Here is a 17,618-nt window from a genome sequence, read left to right as displayed (position 1 = left end):
TGCGAACGTCGCCTCATCCTTCTCGCGCTAGAACTCGATTTGGCCCACCCTCCCCTGGAGGGGGAGGGTCGATCGCACGCGAAGCGGGCGAGCGGAGTGGGGTGATCTCTCCGCAGGCTCTGGTACAAGTGGAGAGATCACCCCACCCCGCCTCACGTCTCGCTTCGCTCGTCGTGATGCGACCCTCCCCCTCCAGGGGAGGGTGGGCAGCTTGCCCCGTACGCCGTCATTGCGAGGAGCGCAGCGACGAAGCAATCCAGGGTGCCTCAACGGAGAGATCCTGGATTGCTTCCGCCTACGCTCTCCGAGCTTCGGCGGACAAGTCGCTGCGCTCGCAACGACGCCCACGGTGTCTTTCATGGCAACATTGTCTGCCGACATCTGGAGATGCAGCTCCGCGATCTCGCGACGCATTTTGCGTCCGAGCTTTGCTCATCGTGCCGCCCTCACGAGATGAAGGGCGCAGGGAAGGCCGGGCGCTGGCCGCGCCCGTGGCCCGCCTGCGGAAAAAAATGCAGGCGGCAGGTACCACAGGTCTGGCCGAACACACCCGGCCCTCCCTGCGCGATGGTTTTGACGGCTGCTTCGCGTTCTCCCCGGTGCGCCGGCTTGTTGGCCACCGTGCGCGCAACGCGCTTGCGCGCGTTACGCGGGACACCAGCTTCGGGGTGCCAGGACCGCGCGACTTGACCGTGCGGGCCGCATCGTTCGTCGACGCGAACTGAATCACGCTGCGACCCGACCCGCCCATCGCATTCCGCTGCCGACGTCCATGACGACCGCGATACGTCCCCTCCGACGCAACGGAACGAGCGGGACCATAATGCTGATTTTGCGAAATCATCAAGCGATTTATTTTTATCCGAAGGGATGACAGGATTTGCAGCAATGAGGTGATTTGGTCGACGGGCAGAAGATTGCCCCTTTAGCGCGGATACATACGGCGGATTACGGCTGCGCCTAATCCGCCCTACGGGTCGAGCGTAGGGCGGATTAGCGAAGCGTAATCCGCCACCACACAGCACGGGATTTCGAGACAAACTTGACTCCGTCAACGCTCTCCGAACGTTCCGCTGACCTCGACATCACCCGCCCAGTCCGCAGGAAACATTCCTCCGCGCACATCGCGATGAAACGAAGAATGCGGCCAGTCCGCGACGCGGCTGACGAAGCTATGCTTCACCGGATTGATGTAACAATACTCCACGTGACGTGGCATAATCTTCTTCGTCGCGGATAAGATGCTCCCAGAATCGGCGCTGCCAGACGCCGCGCTCCTGCCGCACCACACGAGTGGGGCTGAGATTTTCTGTCCTTGGAAGCGCCCGCGCGAAGCGGTTCTTGATCAGCCGCCAGCGCATCGAGAAGTCGGCGTCATCGGGCGGCAAGGTCCAGACGGCATGAAGATGATCGGGCATCACCACGAAGGCATCGATCTCGAAAGGAAAACGCCGCTTCGTGGCGGCGACCGCGGAGCGCAGGACGTCGATGTGATCGATCAGCAAGCTCTGACGCCGATCGAGCAGATTCAGCGTGAAAAACCAACAACCGCCTGGAACGAATGCGCGTCGATAGTTGGGCATGGATCGAGCTTCGAGTCGAAACCAACGTAAGCCTACTCGCAGCGGATGCATGAATTCAAGATTTGCGGCGGATTACGGCTTCGCCTAATCCGCCCTACGCTCGAACCTGTAGGGCGGATTAGCGAAGCGTAATCCGCCGATCAGCCCCGTGCCTTGCACAGGCCGTCCTGTTCGGCCAACATCCCCTGGAGATGCGAGGAAACAAGAACCCCAGCCCCGAGCCCCGCCCTCATGTTCAGCGCCATCGAACGCCCCGCGGGCCCGCCGCCCAGCGCCGCCCGGATCGCCGACGACTTCGGTCCGCTCTACGCCTCGCACGGCTTCATCGGCTGGCTGTTCGCGATCACCGGACCGGTCGCCATCATCCTGTCGGTCGGCGCCAATGGCGGGCTGTCGCAGGCGGAGATCGCGTCGTGGATCTTCGGCGTGTTCTTCATCAACGGCCTGATCACACTGCTGCTGTCGTGGCGCTATCGCGAGCCACTGGTGCTGTTCTGGACCATTCCGGGCACCGTCCTGGTCGGCCAGTCGCTGACGCATCTCAGCTTCCCGCAGGTGGTCGGCGCGTTCTACGGCACGGCGCTGTTGATGCTGGTGCTCGGGCTCACCGGCTGGGTCAAGCGCGCGATGCAACTGGTGCCGATGCCGATCGTGATGGGCATGGTCGCCGGCGTATTCCTGCGCTTCGGCCTCGATCTCGTCCGCGCCGTGTTCGCCGACTTTGCCATCGCCGGGCCGATGGTCGTGCTCTGGCTGCTGCTGACCGCGCTCCCTGCGCTCGGCCGGCGCTGCCCGCCGATCATCGGCGCGCTCGTCATCGGCACGCTCGCGGCTCTCCTGTTCGGCAAGTATGATCAGAATGCGTCGGTGCAGATCGCGCTGATCCATCCGGTGATCCCCACGCCATCCTGGTCGCTCGCGGCCATGATCGAGCTGATCGTGCCGCTCGCGGTCACCGTGCTGGTGGTGCAGAACGGCCAGGGCTTTGCGGTGCTGACCGCCGCCGGCCACACGCCCCCGGTCAATGTGGTGACCGTGGCCTGCGGCATCGGCTCGGCGCTCGCGGCTGTCGTGGGCGGCGTGTCGACCTGCCTGACCGGACCGACCAACGCGATCGTCGTCTCCGGCGGCGAGCGCAAGCGCCACTATACCGCGGCGATGGTCGTGGGCGTGCTGGCGCTCGGCTTCGGCCTGCTGGCGCCGACCTTCACCACGCTGCTGCTGATCGCGCCGAAATCATTGATCACCGCGCTGGCGGGCCTCGCCATGCTGCGCGTGCTGCAAACGGCGTTCGTGACCGCGTTCAGAACGAACTTCTCGCTCGGCGCCCTGATCGCCTTCCTCGTCACCGTCGCCGACGTGCCCCTGCTCAACATCGGCGCCGCGTTCTGGGGGCTCGTCGCCGGCTTTGCACTGTCGTGGCTGCTGGAGCGGACGGATTTCACAGCCGCATCGGGCGCATAACGGATTGCCGCATCGCACCACGCGCTGTCGTCGCATCCCCAGTCGAACGGGCACCATGCTGTTGCAGCGCCGCTGGATCGCGCTACACTTCACGACCAAACAAGAAGTCTTCTGGGAGGATATGATGACCGCGATCACGCGCCGCAACATGCTTGCGGGTACGGCAGCAGCAGGCGCACTTGCGCTCACCGGCCAGCCCGCCTGGTCGGAGCCGCAGTGGAAGAAATATGCCGGTACCAAGCTCGAGGTGATCCTGGCCAAGGGGCCGCGCGGCGACAATCTGCAGAAGAACATCAAGGAATTCACCGCGCTGACCGGCATCGAGGTGGAATCCGAGCAGATCCCGGAGCAGCAGCAGCGACAGAAGGTTGTGATCGAACTGTCGTCGGGCAAGCCGAGCTTCGACGTCGTCCATCTCAGCTATCACGTGCAGAAGCGGCAGTTCGAGAAGGCCGGCTGGCTCGCCGACATCACCGACTTCATGAAGGACCCGAACCTCACCGCGCCGGACCTCGTGCAGAGCGATTTCTCCGCCGCTGGCCTCAGTTACGCCAGCAACGACAAGGGCCGGATGTTCTCGCTGCCATGGTCGGTCGACTACTTCATCCTCTACTACAACAAGGAGCTGTTCGCGAAGAAGGGCGTCGAAGTGCCGAAGACGCTCGACGAGATGGTCACGGCGGCGCAGAAGCTGACCGATGCCAAGGACGGCATCTTCGGCTTCGTCGGCCGCGGCCTGCGCAACGCCAACATGACCCTCTGGACGAACTTCTTCCTCAACTATGGCGGCGAGTTCCTGGATGCCAAGGGCAACATCCTGACCGACGGCCCGGAGGCCGTCGAGGCGACCAAGCTGTATCAGAAGCTGCTGACGACCTGCGCGCCTCCGGGCGTGGCCGGCTTCAACTGGATGGAGTCGATGGCCTCGTTCACGCAAGGCCGCTCGGCGATGTGGATCGACGGCGTCGGCTGGGCGCCGCCGCTGGAGGATCCCAACGCCTCGCGCGTGGTCGGCAAGGTCGGCTACACCGTGGTGCCCGCGGGACCGAAGGGGCAGTACTCGGCGACCTATGGCGACGGCATCGGCATTGCGGCCGCGAGCAAGAACAAGGAAGCGGCCTGGCTGCTGTGCCAATGGCTGGTGTCGAAGCCGCAGGGCGCCCGCCTGGTGCAGGCCGGCGGCGGTGTGCCGTTCCGCAACTCGGTGCTCAACGACCCCGGGGTCCAGGGCGGCGTGAAGATGCCGAAGGAGTGGCTGCAGTCGGCGATCGACTCCGGCAAGATCTCCAAGCTCGGCCTGCCCGTGATCATCCCGGTCGCCGAATTCCGCGATCTCGTCGGTGCGGCGCTGACCGCGACGCTGTCGGGCGCCGATCCCGCCACCGAGCTGAAGAAGGCGCACGAGCAGTTCCGCCCGATCCTGGAGCGCAGCGAGAAAGCGTGAGCACGATCGTCGAACAGGCCGGCGCGGCGGCGGAGGCGGCTGCGCCGGAACGTGCGCTGCGGCCGCCGTCGTACTGGCCGTTCGTGATCCCGGCGCTGGTCACCGTGCTGGCGGTGATCATCTTCCCTTGGTTGTTCACGATCTGGATGAGCTTCCAGGAGTGGAAGGTCGGTTCGCCAACGACATTCGTCGGGCTGTCGAACTATCTCAGGCTGCCGGCCGATCCGCGCTTCGTCGAGTCGGTCGGGCACACGCTGTCCTATACGGCTCTATCGGTGCTGCTGCCTCTGGTGCTCGGCACCTTCGCGGCGGTGATCTTCCATGCCCGCTTCCCCGGCCGGGGACTGCTGCGGGCGCTGTTCATCATGCCGATGATGGCGACGCCGGTGGCGATCGCCCTGGTGTGGACGATGATGTTCCATCCGCAGCTCGGCATCCTCAACTACCTGCTGTCGCTGGTCGGCCTGCCGCCGCAGCTCTGGGTATTCCATCCGGGCACGGTGATCCCCTCGCTGGTGCTGGTCGAGACGTGGCAGTGGACGCCGCTGGTGATGCTGATCGTGCTCGGCGGCATCGCCTCGCTGCCGACGGAGCCGTATGAGAGCGCACAGATCGACGGCGCCAGCACCTGGCAGATGTTCCGCTACATCACCCTGCCCTTGATCATGCCGTTCCTGTTCATCGCCGCGATGATCCGAGCCATCGACGCGATCAAGAGCTTCGACATCATCTTCGCGATCACCCAGGGCGGCCCGGGCTCGGCGTCGGAGACCATCAACCTCTATCTCTACAGCGTCGCCTTCGTCTATTACGACCTCGGCTATGCGTCGGCGATCGCGGTGGTGTTCTTCGCGCTGATCATCGCGCTGACTGCGCTCTTGCTGGTGTTGCGCCGCCGCGCGCAGTGGAATGCGCTGGGGAGCGACACATGAGCGCGCAGACCATCCTCGGCCGGCTCGGGCTCGCGCTCGGCGTCTTCCTCATCGTCTCGCCTGCGATCCTGTTCTTCCTCTGGATGATCTCGCTGTCGGTGAAGTACGAGGTCGACAACGCCGCGTATCCGCCGGTGTTCTGGCCGGAGCATTTCGCCTGGAAGAACTATGCCGACGTGCTGTCGTCCAACCGCTTCTTCACCTACTTCAAGAACAGTCTGGTGGTGACCGGCGGCGCGACGGCGCTCGCGATGCTGGTCGGCGTGCCCGCCGGCTACGGCATCGCCCGCATGGCCGCGCACAAGTCCGCGATCGTGATCCTGATCGCGCGCATCACGCCGGGCCTGTCCTATCTGATCCCGCTGTTCCTCTTGTTTCAGTGGCTCGGCCTGCTCGGCACGCTATGGCCGCAGATCATCATCCATCTCGTCGTCACCGTGCCGATCGTGATCTGGATCATGATCGGCTATTTCGAGACCACGCCGATCGAGCTCGAAGAAGCCGCGCGTATCGATGGCGCGACGCGCTGGCAGGTTTTCCGTCACGTGGCATTGCCGGTGGCGAAGCCCGGCCTCGCCGTCGCCTTCATCCTCGCGGTGATCTTCTCCTGGAATAATTTCGTGTTCGGCATCGTGCTGGCCGGACGCGAGACCCGCACCTTGCCGGTCGCGGTCTACAACATGATCTCGTTCGATCAGCTCTCTTGGGGGCCGCTCGCGGCGGCCGCGCTGATCGTGACCCTGCCGGTGCTGCTGCTGACCGTGTTCGCGCAGCGGCAGATCGTGGCCGGCCTGACGGCGGGTGCGGTCAAGGGGGGCTGACGGGTATAATGCATACCAAAGAGAACCTGCGGCGGAATGCCAAACTTGCCTTGGTCAGGCCATAGTCTGCCACTTGGTTACCTGCGTGGAACCGGGATTCGCCCCGCCCCTGAGGCGCGGCGATGGCCGCGTTGATGGCTTCATCTCGTCTCTGCGCCGGCTTCGTTCCAGCCGAATACCACTGCGCCGCACGATCGACCGGCTCCGGATTTGCGCTCCGTCCGGTCCGTCTTGCAACCTGTCACTGGCTGAACGCCCGACCGACGAAAGCTGCATGACGTCCGATCGCGACGCCTCCGCGCCAGACCGATTGACTGCCCTGTTGCAGACCGAGCTGCTCGACTCGCCGCCGGAGCCGGGCTTCGATCGCGTCACCCGCTTGACCTCGCGGCTGCTGCAGGCCCCGGCGGCGATCATCGCGCTGGTCGATCGCGACCGGCAGTTCTTCAAGAGCTCGGTCGGCCTGTGCGAGCCGTGGGCGTCGCTGCGCGAGACGCCGCTCAGCCACTCCTTCTGCCAGCACGTCGTGACCTCGGCGCAGCCGCTGGTGATCAGCGACGCCAACGAGCATCCGCTGGTGAAGGACAAGCTCGCGGTGCCGGTTCTCGGCGTGATCGCCTATCTCGGCGTCCCCCTGCGGCTGCCAAGCGGCGAGGTGATCGGCGCGCTCTGCGCCATCGATCACGAGCCGCGGCCGTGGAGCGACGACGACATCGCCCAGCTCACCGAGCTCAGCGAGATCGTGATGGACGAGATCGCGCTGCGCACCGAGAATGCACGGCGGCGCACGATCGAGCAGCACCATCGCGTGCTCGTCCATGAGCTCAATCACCGTGTCAAGAACACGCTGGCGCTGGTCGACAGCGTGATCGCGCTCAGCATCCGCGCCGATTCGGCGCTGGCCGCGTTCGGCGAGGTGCTGCGCGGCCGCATTGCCGCGCTGACCCGCAGCCACGCGCTGGCGCTGGACCGCGGCCGCGAGGCGATCGCGCTCGATGAGCTGGTCTGCGCCGAACTGGCGCCGCTGCAAGGCGACCGTGTCACGGTCGACGGTCCTGCCGTGCCGCTTCCGCCGGGCGTCGCGCTGTATCTGTCGATGGGGCTGCACGAGCTCGTCACCAACGCGGTGAAATACGGCGCGCTGTCGAACGATGCAGGACGGGTGACGCTGAGCTGGACCCATGCCGACGGACGGCTCAAGCTGTCCTGGGAGGAGAACGGCGGCCCGCAGGTCTCCCCACCTGCGAGCAACGGCTTCGGCTCGCTGCTGTTCGAGCGCATTCTCGGCGCGGCGCTGAAGGGCGAGGTGACGCGCGACTTCGCGCCGGATGGGCTCAGGGTTTCGTTCGACCTGCCGCTCGCGCCATGACGGAATTCAGCCGCGCTGGCCGCGCCGGCGCGTCAGCGTGATCTCGGCCAGAATCGACATCGCGATCTCCTCCGGCGTGATGGCGCCGAGATCGAGGCCGGCCGGTGCCTTGACCTTGTCGAGCAGCGCGGCGTCGATGCCGGCCCTGATCAGCTTGTCGCGCAGGCTGTCCATCTTGCGGCGACTGCCGACGAAGGCATGGTAGGCCGCATCGCAGGCGAGCGCGGCACGCAAGGCCGCCTCGTCGCCCTTGCCTTGCGTCGACACCACGACGAAGCGGCTGCTCCCGGCCGGTTGATCCAGCGCGAAGCCATCGATCAGCACATCGGCCTCCGGTGTCGTGACGAGATCGGACGCCGGCGCCGCCAGCGTCACGTGATAGCCGAGCGGCCGCGCCTGCGCCGCGAGCGCGATCGCGACCGGGCTCGCGCCGAGGATGACCAGCGCGGGATGCGGCAGCACCGGCTCGACGAAGATGTCCATGGTGCCCTTGCTCGGGCACATGTTGGCGGCGAAGCGCACGCCCTCCCTGGTTTCGCCCGGCTTGACGCCGAGCTCGGCGAGCAGGTTCTCAGGCTGCACCGAGACCATGCGCGGGATGCCGTCGGCGAGCGCCTCGCGCGCCGCCTTCAGCACCGCGCCGCGGGCGCAGCCGCCGCCGATCCAGCCCGCGACGATGCTGCCGTCGGGGCGGATGATCGCCTTGGCGCCGGCCTTCGCGGCGGTCACCGACACCGTACGGACGACGGTGGCGAGCACGAAGCTCTCGTCGTTGGCTTTCAGTTGCGCGGCGAGATCGAGCAGTTCGGAAGAGGCGGTCATGATTGCCTCCTCTGCGGACTGTCGGAAGCACACTGCTTCGACAGAGAAGGTATGTTCCCTCCCCCCTTGTGGGGGAGGGAGCCGACCGCCGATGCCGAGACAGTCTGCGTCAACAACACTTCAGAGCGGCTCACCCTCGTCATCTCACAACCTCGCCAGATACGGCTCCAGCGCCGCGAGCGAGCTCAACGTATGCGCGGGCGCGTAGAGATCGACGAAGGGCAGCGCGGCCTTGATGCCGCGCGCTTCCGGCGCATAGCCGTCCCAGCCGAGCATCGGATTGAGCCAGACGATGCGGCGGCAACGGCGCGACAGTTGCGCCATCTCGCGGCCGAGCAAGGCTGGGTCCCCGGTGTCGTAGCCGTCGGAGACGATCATCACGCAGGTCCGCGAATGGATGACGCGGGGCGCGTGCCAGCGATTGAAGGTCTGCAGGCTCTCGCCGATCCGCGTCCCGCCGCCGGCGCCCTGCGCCATCATCGAGAGACGGTCGAGCGCCCGCGCGGCATCCTTCTCCTTCATCGCATCCGAGACATAGGCAAGCCGGGTGTGAAACAGGAACGCTTCGGCCTCATGGAACGCGTCGAGCACACCGTGGATGAAGCGCAGGAACACCGCGGTGTAGGGGCTCATCGAGCCGGAGGCGTCGAGCAGCACCACCAGCCGCAGCGGCTTGTGCTTGCGTCGCCGGTGCACCAGCGCAATCGGCACGCCGCCATGGCTGATGTTGCGGTGGATGGTGCGGCGCAGGTCGAGCCGCTCGCCCTTGCGCCGCAACTGATCGCGGCGCGTCAGCCGTGTCCGCATCGCCCGGGCGAGCCGCGCCGCGGCCTCGTGCGCCAGCGCGACCTGGTCAGGATCTGCGAGCTTGCGGAAGTCGGTATCGCTGATGGACTCCACGCGCGATGCCCCTTCGCGCAGGCCCTCGCCGCCCGCGTCGCGTGGGGTTTCGTCAGAGGGAATCTGATCGGTCGCGCCGTGAGGCTCCGGCTGACCGGCATTCGCATCCTGCAGACTCTTCAGGGACGGGCTGTTCGCTCTCGCCGTCGCGCCGGAGACCAGCGAGCGCGAGCGCACGCGCTTGCCGAGCCAGAACGCGTCGAACAGGCCGTCGAAGCGATCCCACTCGCTCTTGCGCGCCGAAAACAGGTGCTTGAAGGCGGAGCGCAACAGGCCGGGCTTATCGGCATAGCCCGCACTCATCACGGCCGCCGCGTCCTGCCCCTCCGACAGGCCGACCGCAAAGCCGTTGTCGCGCAGCGTCTTGAGAAATGCACCGAGGCGTCCCGCGACCAGCCGCGCGACCGCGTTCATGTCCTCGTGGTCGGGCGTGGTGCCACAGCAGCTCATGCGACCTTCCCCAGCAGCCGCGCCGTGACCTCGCGCGTGATCCGCGCGCGGTCCTCATGGGTCTTGAGCAGGCACATCAAGGTGTCATGCACCATCTCCGGCTGGTCCTTGAGATCGCGCACGTCGAGCCCGACCAGTGCCGCCGCCCAGTCCAGCGTCTCGGCGACGCCGGGCACCTTGCGCAGTTCCTCCTTGCGCAAGGAGTCGATGAGGCGCGCGATCTGCAGGGCCAGTTGCGCCGAGGCGCCGTCGATCCGCGCCAGGATGATGCGCGCCTCGCGATCGACGTCGGGATAGTCGACGTAGTGATAGAGGCAGCGCCGGCGCAGCGCGTCGGACAGCTCGCGGGTGCCGTTGGAGGTCAGCACCACGTGCGGGATGCTGATTGCTTTGATGGTGCCGAGCTCGGGAATCGAGACCTGGAAGTCCGACAGGAGCTCCAGCAGGAACGCCTCGAATTCGTCGTCGGCGCGGTCGATCTCATCGATCAGCAGCACCGGCGGCGTGGCGCGGCGGATCGCCGCAAGCAGCGGCCGCTCCAGCAGATATTTCTCGGAGAAGATCTGGTCCTCGATGGTGTCCGGCTGGCCGCGATGCGCCTCGATCGCGAGCAGCTGGCGCTGGTAGTTCCACTCGTAGAGCGCGGAGCTCTGATCGAGGCCTTCATAGCATTGCAGACGGATCAGCTCGCTGCCGTGCACGCAGGCGAGCGCCTTGGCGACCTCTGTCTTGCCGACGCCGGCCTCGCCTTCCAGCAGCAGCGGCCGTCTGAGGAGCTGCATCAGCGCGATCGCGGTCGCCAGTTCGCCGTCGGCGATATAGCCGCAAGCGGAGAGCGATTGTGCGATGTCGTCGCGGGCTTTCATCAGCGTTTGATTCTCGATCTCACAGCGAAGCCAGTACGCTCCCTCCCCCCTTGTGGGGGAGGGCTAGGGTGGGGGGTAGCATCAGGCGACACCGCCGCCGGAGACCCCCACCCCCAATCCCTCCCCGCAAGGGGGAGGGGAGCGCACTGCCGATGCCGTTATAGCTCCACTCTCTCCGCGTCATTGCGAACGAAGCGACGTGTCCGCCGAAGCCCGCAGGGCGTAGGCGGAAGCAATCCAGGGTGATGGGCGGGACTCTGGATTGCTTCCGCCGTCGCCCTTCGGGCTATGGCGGACAAGTCGTCGCTTCGCTCCTCGCAACGACGAAGGTGCACTTGGATATAGCCTACGCCACCACGCCCAGGTTCTTCGCCGCCTGCCAGTTGCGCCAGAAGTCGTGGGGCATCTGGATGTGCGTCGCGCCCAGGAACGAGAACGCGTCATTGACCGCATTGGAGAACGCCGGCACGCCGCCGACATTGGGGCTTTCGCCGACGCCCTTGGCGCCGATCGGATGGTGCGGCGAAGGCGTCACCGTGAAGTCGGTCTCCCAATGCGGCGTCTCCACCGCGGTCGGCATGAAGAAGTCCATGAACGAGCCGGTGACGACATTGCCCTCGGCGTCGTAGCGGATCTCCTGGCCCATCGCGATGGCGAAGGCTTCGGTGAGGCCGCCATGGATCTGGCCCTCGATGATCATCGGGTTGATGCGGGTGCCGCAATCATCCAGCGCATAGAAGCGTCGGACCTTGTACACGCCCGTATCCACATCGATGTCCATCACGCAGAGATAGGCGCCGAACGGATAGGTCATGTTGGGCGGATCGTAGTAGCTCACCGCCTCCAGCCCCGGCTCCATGCCGGGCGGCACCGAGTTGTAGGCCGCCCAGCAGATGTCCTTCATCGACATCACCTTCTCGGGCAGGCCCTTGACCCGGAAGCCGTCGATGTCCCATTCGAGATCGTCCTCATGGACCTCGAGCTTGTAGGCCGCGATCATCTGCGCCTTGGCCTTGATCTTGCGCGCCGCCATCGCGATGGCCGCACCTGCCACCGGCGTCGAGCGCGAGCCGTAGGTGCCCAAGCCGTAAGGCGCGGTGTCGGTGTTGCCTTCCTCGACCATGATGTTGTCGGCGGGAATGCCGATCTCGCTGGCGATGATCTGGGCCCAGGTGGTCTCGTGCCCCTGGCCCTGGCTCTTGGTGCCCATCCGCGCGATGCCGGCGCCGGTCGGGTGCAGCCGGATCTCGCAGGAATCGAACATCGCGATCCCCAGGATGTCGCAGTTCTTCGACGGACCGGCGCCGACGATCTCGGTGAAGAAGGAGACGCCGATGCCCATGATCTCGCGGGTCTCGCCGCGCTTGAACGCCGCGCGCTTCTCGGCCTGCTCCTTGCGGAGACCGGCGTAGTCCACGCTCTCCATCATCTTGCGCATGGCGGTGTGGTAGTCGCCGGAATCGTACTCCCAGCCCAGCGCCGAGTGATAGGGAAACTGCTCCGGCTTGACGAAATTCTTCAGGCGCAGCTCCGCCGGGTCCATGCCGAGCTTCTGCGCCAGAATGTCCATGCCGCGCTCGATGCAATAGGCCGCCTCGGTGACGCGGAACGAGCAGCGATACGCGACGCCGCCCGGCGCCTTGTTGGTGTAGACGCCGTCGACGGAGAGATGCGCGACCGGGAAGTCATAGGAGCCGGTGACGATGTTGAAGAAGCCGGCCGGCCATTTCGACGGGTCGGCGCAGGCGTCGAAGCCGCCATGATCGGCGAGCACGTGGACGCGCAGGCCGGTGACCTTGCCGTCCTTGGTCGCCGCGATCTCGGTGGTCATGTGATAGTCGCGCGCGAACGCCGTCGCGGTCAGGTTCTCGATGCGGTCCTCGACCCATTTCACCGGCTTGCCGGTGACGATCGAGGCCACCGCGGCGCAGATATAGCCGGGATAGGCGCCGACCTTGTTGCCGAAGCCGCCGCCGATGTCCGGCGCGATGACGTGGATCTTCTGCTCGGGGATCTTGGCGATCAGCGACACCACGGTGCGGATCACATGCGGCGCCTGGAAGGTGCCCCAGATCGTCAGCTCGCCCTTGATCTTGTCGAACGAGCAGACGCACTGGCAGGTCTCGAGCGGCGACGGATGGGTGCGGTGATACGAGATCATCTCCTTGATGGTGACGTCGGCCTTCTTGAACGCGGCGTCGGTGAGTTCCTTGTCACCGACACTCCATTCGAAGATGTGGTTGTGATGCTTGCGCGGGCCGTGTGCGCCTGTGGTCTTGCCGGCGAGATCCTCGCGCAGAACGGGGGCGTCCGGGTCCATCGCCTTGAACGGATCGACCAGCACCGGCAGCGGCTCGTATTCGACCACCACCTTGGAGACGCCGTCATCGGCGGCATAGCGGTCGGTCGCGACGACGAAGGCAACCTCCTGGTTCTGGAACAGCACCTTGCCGTCGGCGAGCACCATCTGCACGTCGCCGGCCAAGGTCGGCATCCAGGCGAGGTTGACGGTCTTCAGCGTCTCGGCGGTGATGACCGCGAGCACGCCGGGCACTTTCAGCGCCTCCTCGGTGTGGATCGCCTTCACCCGCGCATGCGCATGCGGCGAGCGCACGAAGTCGCCGTGCAGCATGCCCGGCAGCTTGACGTCGTCGACGTAGTTGCCCTTGCCCTGGGTAAAGCGAATGTCCTCGACGCGCTTGCGCCGGCAGCCCATGCCTTCGAGCGCGGCTTCGCGTTGTTCCCGCGTGGGAGTCAGGTCGTTCATTCCGCGGCCTCCTGGAATTCCACGCCGTTGATCTTGGCGGCGGCGTATTGGATCGCCTTGACGATGTTCTGGTAGCCGGTGCAGCGGCAGATGTTGCCGGAGATGCCGGCGCGGATTTCCGCCTCCGTCGGCGACGGATTCTCCTGCAGCAGCCGATGCGCGCGGATGATCATGCCGGGCGTGCAGAAGCCGCATTGCAGGCCGTGCATCATGCGGAAGCCTTCCTGCAGCGGCGACAGCGTGCCGTCGGCGTTGGCCATGCCCTCGATCGTGGTGATCTCGCAGCCGTTGGCCTGCACGGCGAGCATGGTGCAGCTCTTCACGCTCATGCCGTCGATGTCGATGGTGCAGGCCCCGCAATGGCTGGTCTCGCAGCCGATATGGGTGCCGGTGAGCTGCGCCTGCTCGCGCAGGAAATGAACCAGCAAGGTGCGCGGCTCGGCGAGGCCTTCGACCTCGCTGCCGTTCACCTTCATCGTGATATGGGTTTTGGGCATTGGTTGCTCCCTCGTGGGATTGTGGGATTGGCCTCACTAAGGCCACAGCATCGGTGCGCTCCCCTCCCCCTTGCGGGGAGGGGTCGGGGGTGGGGGTGCCACGAACACAGACCTTTCGTGGGGTTACCCCCCTCCCCGACCCTCCCCCACAAGGGGGGAGGGAGAAGACCGCCCTCGCGGCGGCTTCAATGCGAAAAGCGGATTACGTCGCCCGGCTCGCCGCGCGCTGCAGCGCGCGCATGACCATGATGCCGCCGACATGGATGCGGTACTCGGCCGGGCCGCGCGCATCGGACGCCGGCTGCATGATCGCGCGCGCCGCCGTCGCGGCGGCCTTCAGCGCGGCATCGTCCAGCGCCGTGCCGATCACGGCGTTCGCCGCGTCGGTCGCGAGCAGCGGCGTCTCGTGCAGATTGGTGAGCGCGATCACACAGCTCGCCACCTTGCCGCCGGCCATGGTCAGCACGACGGCCGCCGCGGCGGTCGCGTAGTCGCCGACCTTGCGCTTCAGCTTCTCATAGGCGTAGCCGTGTCCCGCAGGCGGAACGGGAATGCTCATCCCGGTGAGGATCTCGCCCGGCTCCAGCGCGGTGAAATAGGCGCCCTGGTAGAATTCCCGCGCCGCGACCTCACGGGCGCCGTTCGGCCCCTCCAGACGGTAGCTTGCATCGAGCGCCAGCATCAGCGCCGGCATGTCGTTGCCGGGATCGCCATTGGCGACGTTGCCGCCGAGCGTGCCGCGGTAGCGCACCTGCGGATCGGCGATCAAAAGCGCCGTTTCGTGCAGGATCGGCAGGCTGGCTCCGATCTCGGTCGAGGCCAGCAGGTCGGCCTGCGTGGTCATCGCGCCGATGACGATGCGGTCGCCATCGCGGCGGATGCCCTTGAGCCCGGCGATGCCGTGCAGATCGATCAGATGCGCCGGGGTCGCCAGTCGCAGCTTCATCATCGGCAGCAGGCTGTGGCCGCCGGCGAGCGGTCGCGCGTCATCGCCGAGGTCGGCGAGCAGCTTGATCGCATCGCTGACGCTCGCCGGCCGGTGATAGTCGAACGGGCCAGGAATCATGACATTTCCTCTCCTGTGCTGGCCTGCCTTATCGGCAAGGCCGTCGCGTTGTTGCGGCGGGCGTTCGTGCTGCGAGAGCGAAGTGCGAACGCGGACGCATCGCGGATTGGCGCGGAGCGTCGATCGGGATCGCTGGCCGCGCAACGAAGCCGGCACGGAGAGCGGCGAAATCGCACGAATTGCGGCTGGTCGCGCACGAATTGCGTCAGCGAGGGCGACCCAATCGCGCGAGTGACGGCGTGAGCGGCCGCGCAAGACGCGCGCGCGGTGTTGCATGCGTTGGGGAGAATGGCGGCGCTCTGTTGCAGCAGCGAAACGAACGCTGAACTCAGGCCGGCCGCCGCAGCCCGAGCCGCGCCTTGACCTCCGCGACCTTGGCGCGGCTCACCGGCACGCGCGGCTTCGAGGGGCCATCGAGCTCGATGATCGCGCCCTCGCCTTCCCGACCGACGTAGATCACATGCTCGATCGCGACGATGTGGCTGCGGTGCACGCGGATGAAGCGGCCGGGATCGAGCTGCGCCTCAGCCTCGGAGATCGACCATGGGCACATCCGCTCGCGGGTGCCGTCGTGGATCCGCGTGTAGTGCGCATCGGCGCGCACGCTGCGCACGTCCCCGGCATCGATGAAATGGGTGCCGTTGGCGCCCTCCAGCGGCAATCGCGCCGCGGTCGCGCGCGGCGGCTGGCCGATGCCCCCCAGCGGCGCCGCCGTCGCCCGGCTCATGGCGGCGACCTCGACCACCGGCTCGGCCGCCGTCGCGGCCGGCTCCGGCGCCAATTGCGGCGCAGCCTCGGCAACGGCCGGCATCGGCTGCGATTGACGGCGCGGGTCCGGCACCAGCGACAGCAAAAATCCGGCGGCGATGACGAAGCACAGCACGGCGACGACGATCGCGAGCGCTTGCGGCGACGCAGCAAGTCCCGGTGCGGCGTGGTGGTGTCCCTCGCCCATCGGCACGACATGCATTCCCAGCATCGCCGTGTAATGCATGCCGGACACGGCGATGCCGAACGCAACCGCGCTGATGGCGAGCCGTAGCCCGTCCTGCCGCGCCAGGAAGATGCGCAGGCCGCCATAGGCGGCGCCGATCGCAATCGCCACCGACAGCGCCACCAGCGCCGGATCATGCGTCAACCCGAATGAGCCGGACAGGCCGTGCATGCCGACATAATGCATGCTGGCGATGCCGGCGCCGAGCAGCAGCGCGGAAGGGACGACGCGCCGGGGGAAGGGATCGCCGATGCTGACGAAGAACAGCGAGATGCCGATCACGAGCGCGCAGATCAGGAACGAGATGATGGTCGGCAGCACCAGATAGACGGCATCAGGCGGCAGTGGCGCCGCCATCATGCCCACGAAATGCATGGTCCAGATGCCCACAGCCAGAATGCCGGCGGCGCCGGACAGCAGCACGCGCGCATTCTCTCCCGGCCCGCTGCGGATGCGCGCGGTGAGACTGAAACCGGTATAGCCACCCAGGCTCGCGATCACGACCGAGAGCGCGACGAGATAAGGATCGTATCCTTCGATCATCCTTGTCGGCCGCCCGTCGCCACGGGCCAGCCTCCTCCCAAGGGAGATTTTACAGGGGTGGCGAGGAAATTGACAACACAAGGCGGGGAGCGTGAGGGGGCGTGTTGTCGCTGGGGGACAAGCGAGGGCGGCAAGCTTGATTGGCGTGGCGCCAGACGTTGGATTCGATCTGGAGCGGCGAACGCGGTGAGTTCCCCTCCCCCTTGCGGGGAGGGGTTGGGGGTGGGGGTCCCCGAGTCGTACCTTAGCTGATGACCAATCGAATTCTGCGGAGCACGACGGCAACGACTCGCATCATTGAGTCCGTCCTAGATGGGTAAATACAACGGTGCGCATCACCAAGTTCAGCGCCCGGAGACCCCCACCCCCAACCCCTCCCCGCAAGGGGGAGGGGAGCAGGCCGCCGTCGCGGTGAGACCTCGGCTCCCGACACTGAAGCATGTGTGGCCGGCCGTGACCGGCCACACACCGTCCGCCTCAGATAATCCCCGCCGCGACCTGGCTGCGCAGCCGCTCCAGGCTCAGCAGCGTCTCGGCGCAGGCGGTCGCCACCTCGATGCCCTTGATCGCAAAATGTTTGCGGAAGAACTCGAAATGCGCCTGCGTCTCGTGGAATTGCTGCGGCGTCAGCACCGCGGAGAACACTGGCACCTCGGTGCGCAATTGCACGTCCATCAGCGCCTTGATGACGGTGTCGGCGACGAATTCGTGGCGGTAGATGCCGCCGTCGACGACGAGGCCGGCCGCGACGATCGCTGTATAGCGCCGCGTCTTGGCCAGGAGCTGCGCATGCAGCGGGATCTCGAACGAGCCCGGCACCTCGAAGATGTCGACACGATCGCGCGGGATGTGGCGCGCCTCGATCTCGTCGAGGAAGGCCAGACGGCATTCGGCGACGACGTCGCGATGCCAGGCCGATTGCACGAAGGCGACGCGCTGCGGCTTGCTGAAGCGCGGATGCGACGGCGCCGGTGGCGACTCGTCGGGCGGTGACGCGACCGGCGTATCCGCCGGCGGCGACGTTCCTGCGGTGATGGTGTCGGTGGGCGTATCAGTAGGCGCGTCTTGCAACATCTGATTCATGGTTGTCCTCGTCAGAG

The 17,618-nt window shown here is 66.4% G+C and carries 13 protein-coding genes and 1 pseudogene; 5 read left to right on the top strand and 9 right to left on the bottom strand.

The features are described from left to right. Window positions 1–1,051: 1,051 nt before the first annotated feature. Window positions 1,052–1,583 (bottom strand): annotated as a pseudogene (locus QX073_RS13605) (REP-associated tyrosine transposase). A 231-nt stretch (window positions 1,584–1,814) separates the two neighbouring features. On the opposite strand from QX073_RS13605, the gene QX073_RS13600 reads away from it, so the two are divergent. From QX073_RS13600 to QX073_RS13580, 5 genes are all read left to right on the top strand, one after another. Further along, window positions 1,815–3,047 carry a benzoate/H(+) symporter BenE family transporter gene (locus QX073_RS13600; protein WP_316225875.1) on the top strand — a complete coding sequence of 411 codons (1,233 nt, stop codon included), beginning with the start codon at window positions 1,815–1,817 and terminating at the stop codon, window positions 3,045–3,047. 124 nt (window positions 3,048–3,171) lie between these two features. Next, the gene (locus tag QX073_RS13595) at window positions 3,172–4,491 is read left to right on the top strand and encodes a sugar ABC transporter substrate-binding protein (protein ID WP_315714071.1); all 1,320 of its coding nucleotides are present in this window, start codon (window positions 3,172–3,174) and stop codon (window positions 4,489–4,491) included. Further along, window positions 4,488–5,423 carry a sugar ABC transporter permease gene (locus QX073_RS13590; RefSeq protein WP_315714070.1) on the top strand — a complete coding sequence of 312 codons (936 nt, stop codon included), beginning with the start codon at window positions 4,488–4,490 and terminating at the stop codon, window positions 5,421–5,423. The genes QX073_RS13595 and QX073_RS13590 overlap by 4 nt, the downstream gene beginning before the upstream one ends. Continuing rightward, the gene (locus tag QX073_RS13585; RefSeq protein ID WP_315714069.1) at window positions 5,420–6,244 is read left to right on the top strand and encodes a carbohydrate ABC transporter permease; all 825 of its coding nucleotides are present in this window, start codon (window positions 5,420–5,422) and stop codon (window positions 6,242–6,244) included. The genes QX073_RS13590 and QX073_RS13585 overlap by 4 nt, the downstream gene beginning before the upstream one ends. A 274-nt stretch (window positions 6,245–6,518) precedes the next feature. After that, window positions 6,519–7,613 carry an HWE histidine kinase domain-containing protein gene (locus tag QX073_RS13580; RefSeq protein WP_316191561.1) on the top strand — a complete coding sequence of 365 codons (1,095 nt, stop codon included), beginning with the start codon at window positions 6,519–6,521 and terminating at the stop codon, window positions 7,611–7,613. 6 nt (window positions 7,614–7,619) lie between these two features. Here QX073_RS13580 and QX073_RS13575 read toward each other — a convergent pair whose 3' ends face one another. From QX073_RS13575 to QX073_RS13540, 8 genes are all read right to left on the bottom strand, one after another. Then, complete coding sequence (locus QX073_RS13575; protein WP_315752713.1) at window positions 7,620–8,435, bottom strand: XdhC/CoxI family protein; 816 nt, start codon at window positions 8,433–8,435, stop codon at window positions 7,620–7,622. Window positions 8,436–8,579: 144 nt separating this feature from the next. After that, window positions 8,580–9,785 carry a VWA domain-containing protein gene (locus QX073_RS13570; RefSeq protein WP_316225874.1) on the bottom strand — a complete coding sequence of 402 codons (1,206 nt, stop codon included), beginning with the start codon at window positions 9,783–9,785 and terminating at the stop codon, window positions 8,580–8,582. Then, window positions 9,782–10,651, bottom strand: coding sequence for a MoxR family ATPase (locus QX073_RS13565; RefSeq protein WP_315714065.1), 870 nt, complete (start codon window positions 10,649–10,651; stop codon window positions 9,782–9,784). Before QX073_RS13565 ends, QX073_RS13570 begins: the two co-directional genes overlap by 4 nt. A gap of 346 nt (window positions 10,652–10,997) precedes the next feature. Further along, window positions 10,998–13,418 (bottom strand): aerobic carbon-monoxide dehydrogenase large subunit, encoded by a 2,421-nt coding sequence (locus QX073_RS13560; RefSeq protein WP_316225873.1) that lies wholly within the window; start codon window positions 13,416–13,418, stop codon window positions 10,998–11,000. Continuing rightward, entirely contained in the window at window positions 13,415–13,915 is a 501-nt protein-coding gene (locus QX073_RS13555) for a (2Fe-2S)-binding protein (protein WP_315714063.1), read from the bottom strand. The genes QX073_RS13560 and QX073_RS13555 overlap by 4 nt, the downstream gene beginning before the upstream one ends. A 202-nt stretch (window positions 13,916–14,117) precedes the next feature. Continuing rightward, window positions 14,118–14,981, bottom strand: a complete 864-nt coding sequence (locus QX073_RS13550) for a xanthine dehydrogenase family protein subunit M (protein WP_316225872.1) — start codon at window positions 14,979–14,981, stop codon at window positions 14,118–14,120. A gap of 328 nt (window positions 14,982–15,309) precedes the next feature. Next, the gene (locus QX073_RS13545) at window positions 15,310–16,518 is read right to left on the bottom strand and encodes an MHYT domain-containing protein (RefSeq protein WP_316225871.1); all 1,209 of its coding nucleotides are present in this window, start codon (window positions 16,516–16,518) and stop codon (window positions 15,310–15,312) included. A 477-nt stretch (window positions 16,519–16,995) separates the two neighbouring features. After that, on the bottom strand, window positions 16,996–17,601 hold the full coding sequence (locus QX073_RS13540; RefSeq protein WP_315714060.1) for a 6,7-dimethyl-8-ribityllumazine synthase: 606 nt from the start codon (window positions 17,599–17,601) through the stop codon (window positions 16,996–16,998). Between the last annotated feature and the right edge of the window lie 17 nt (window positions 17,602–17,618).

Origin of the sequence: Bradyrhizobium sp. SZCCHNS3052 (assembly GCF_032484495.1) — a bacterium.
In the GTDB taxonomy this organism is placed as follows: domain Bacteria; phylum Pseudomonadota; class Alphaproteobacteria; order Rhizobiales; family Xanthobacteraceae; genus Bradyrhizobium.
This window is presented reverse-complemented; position numbering and strand designations above follow the sequence as displayed.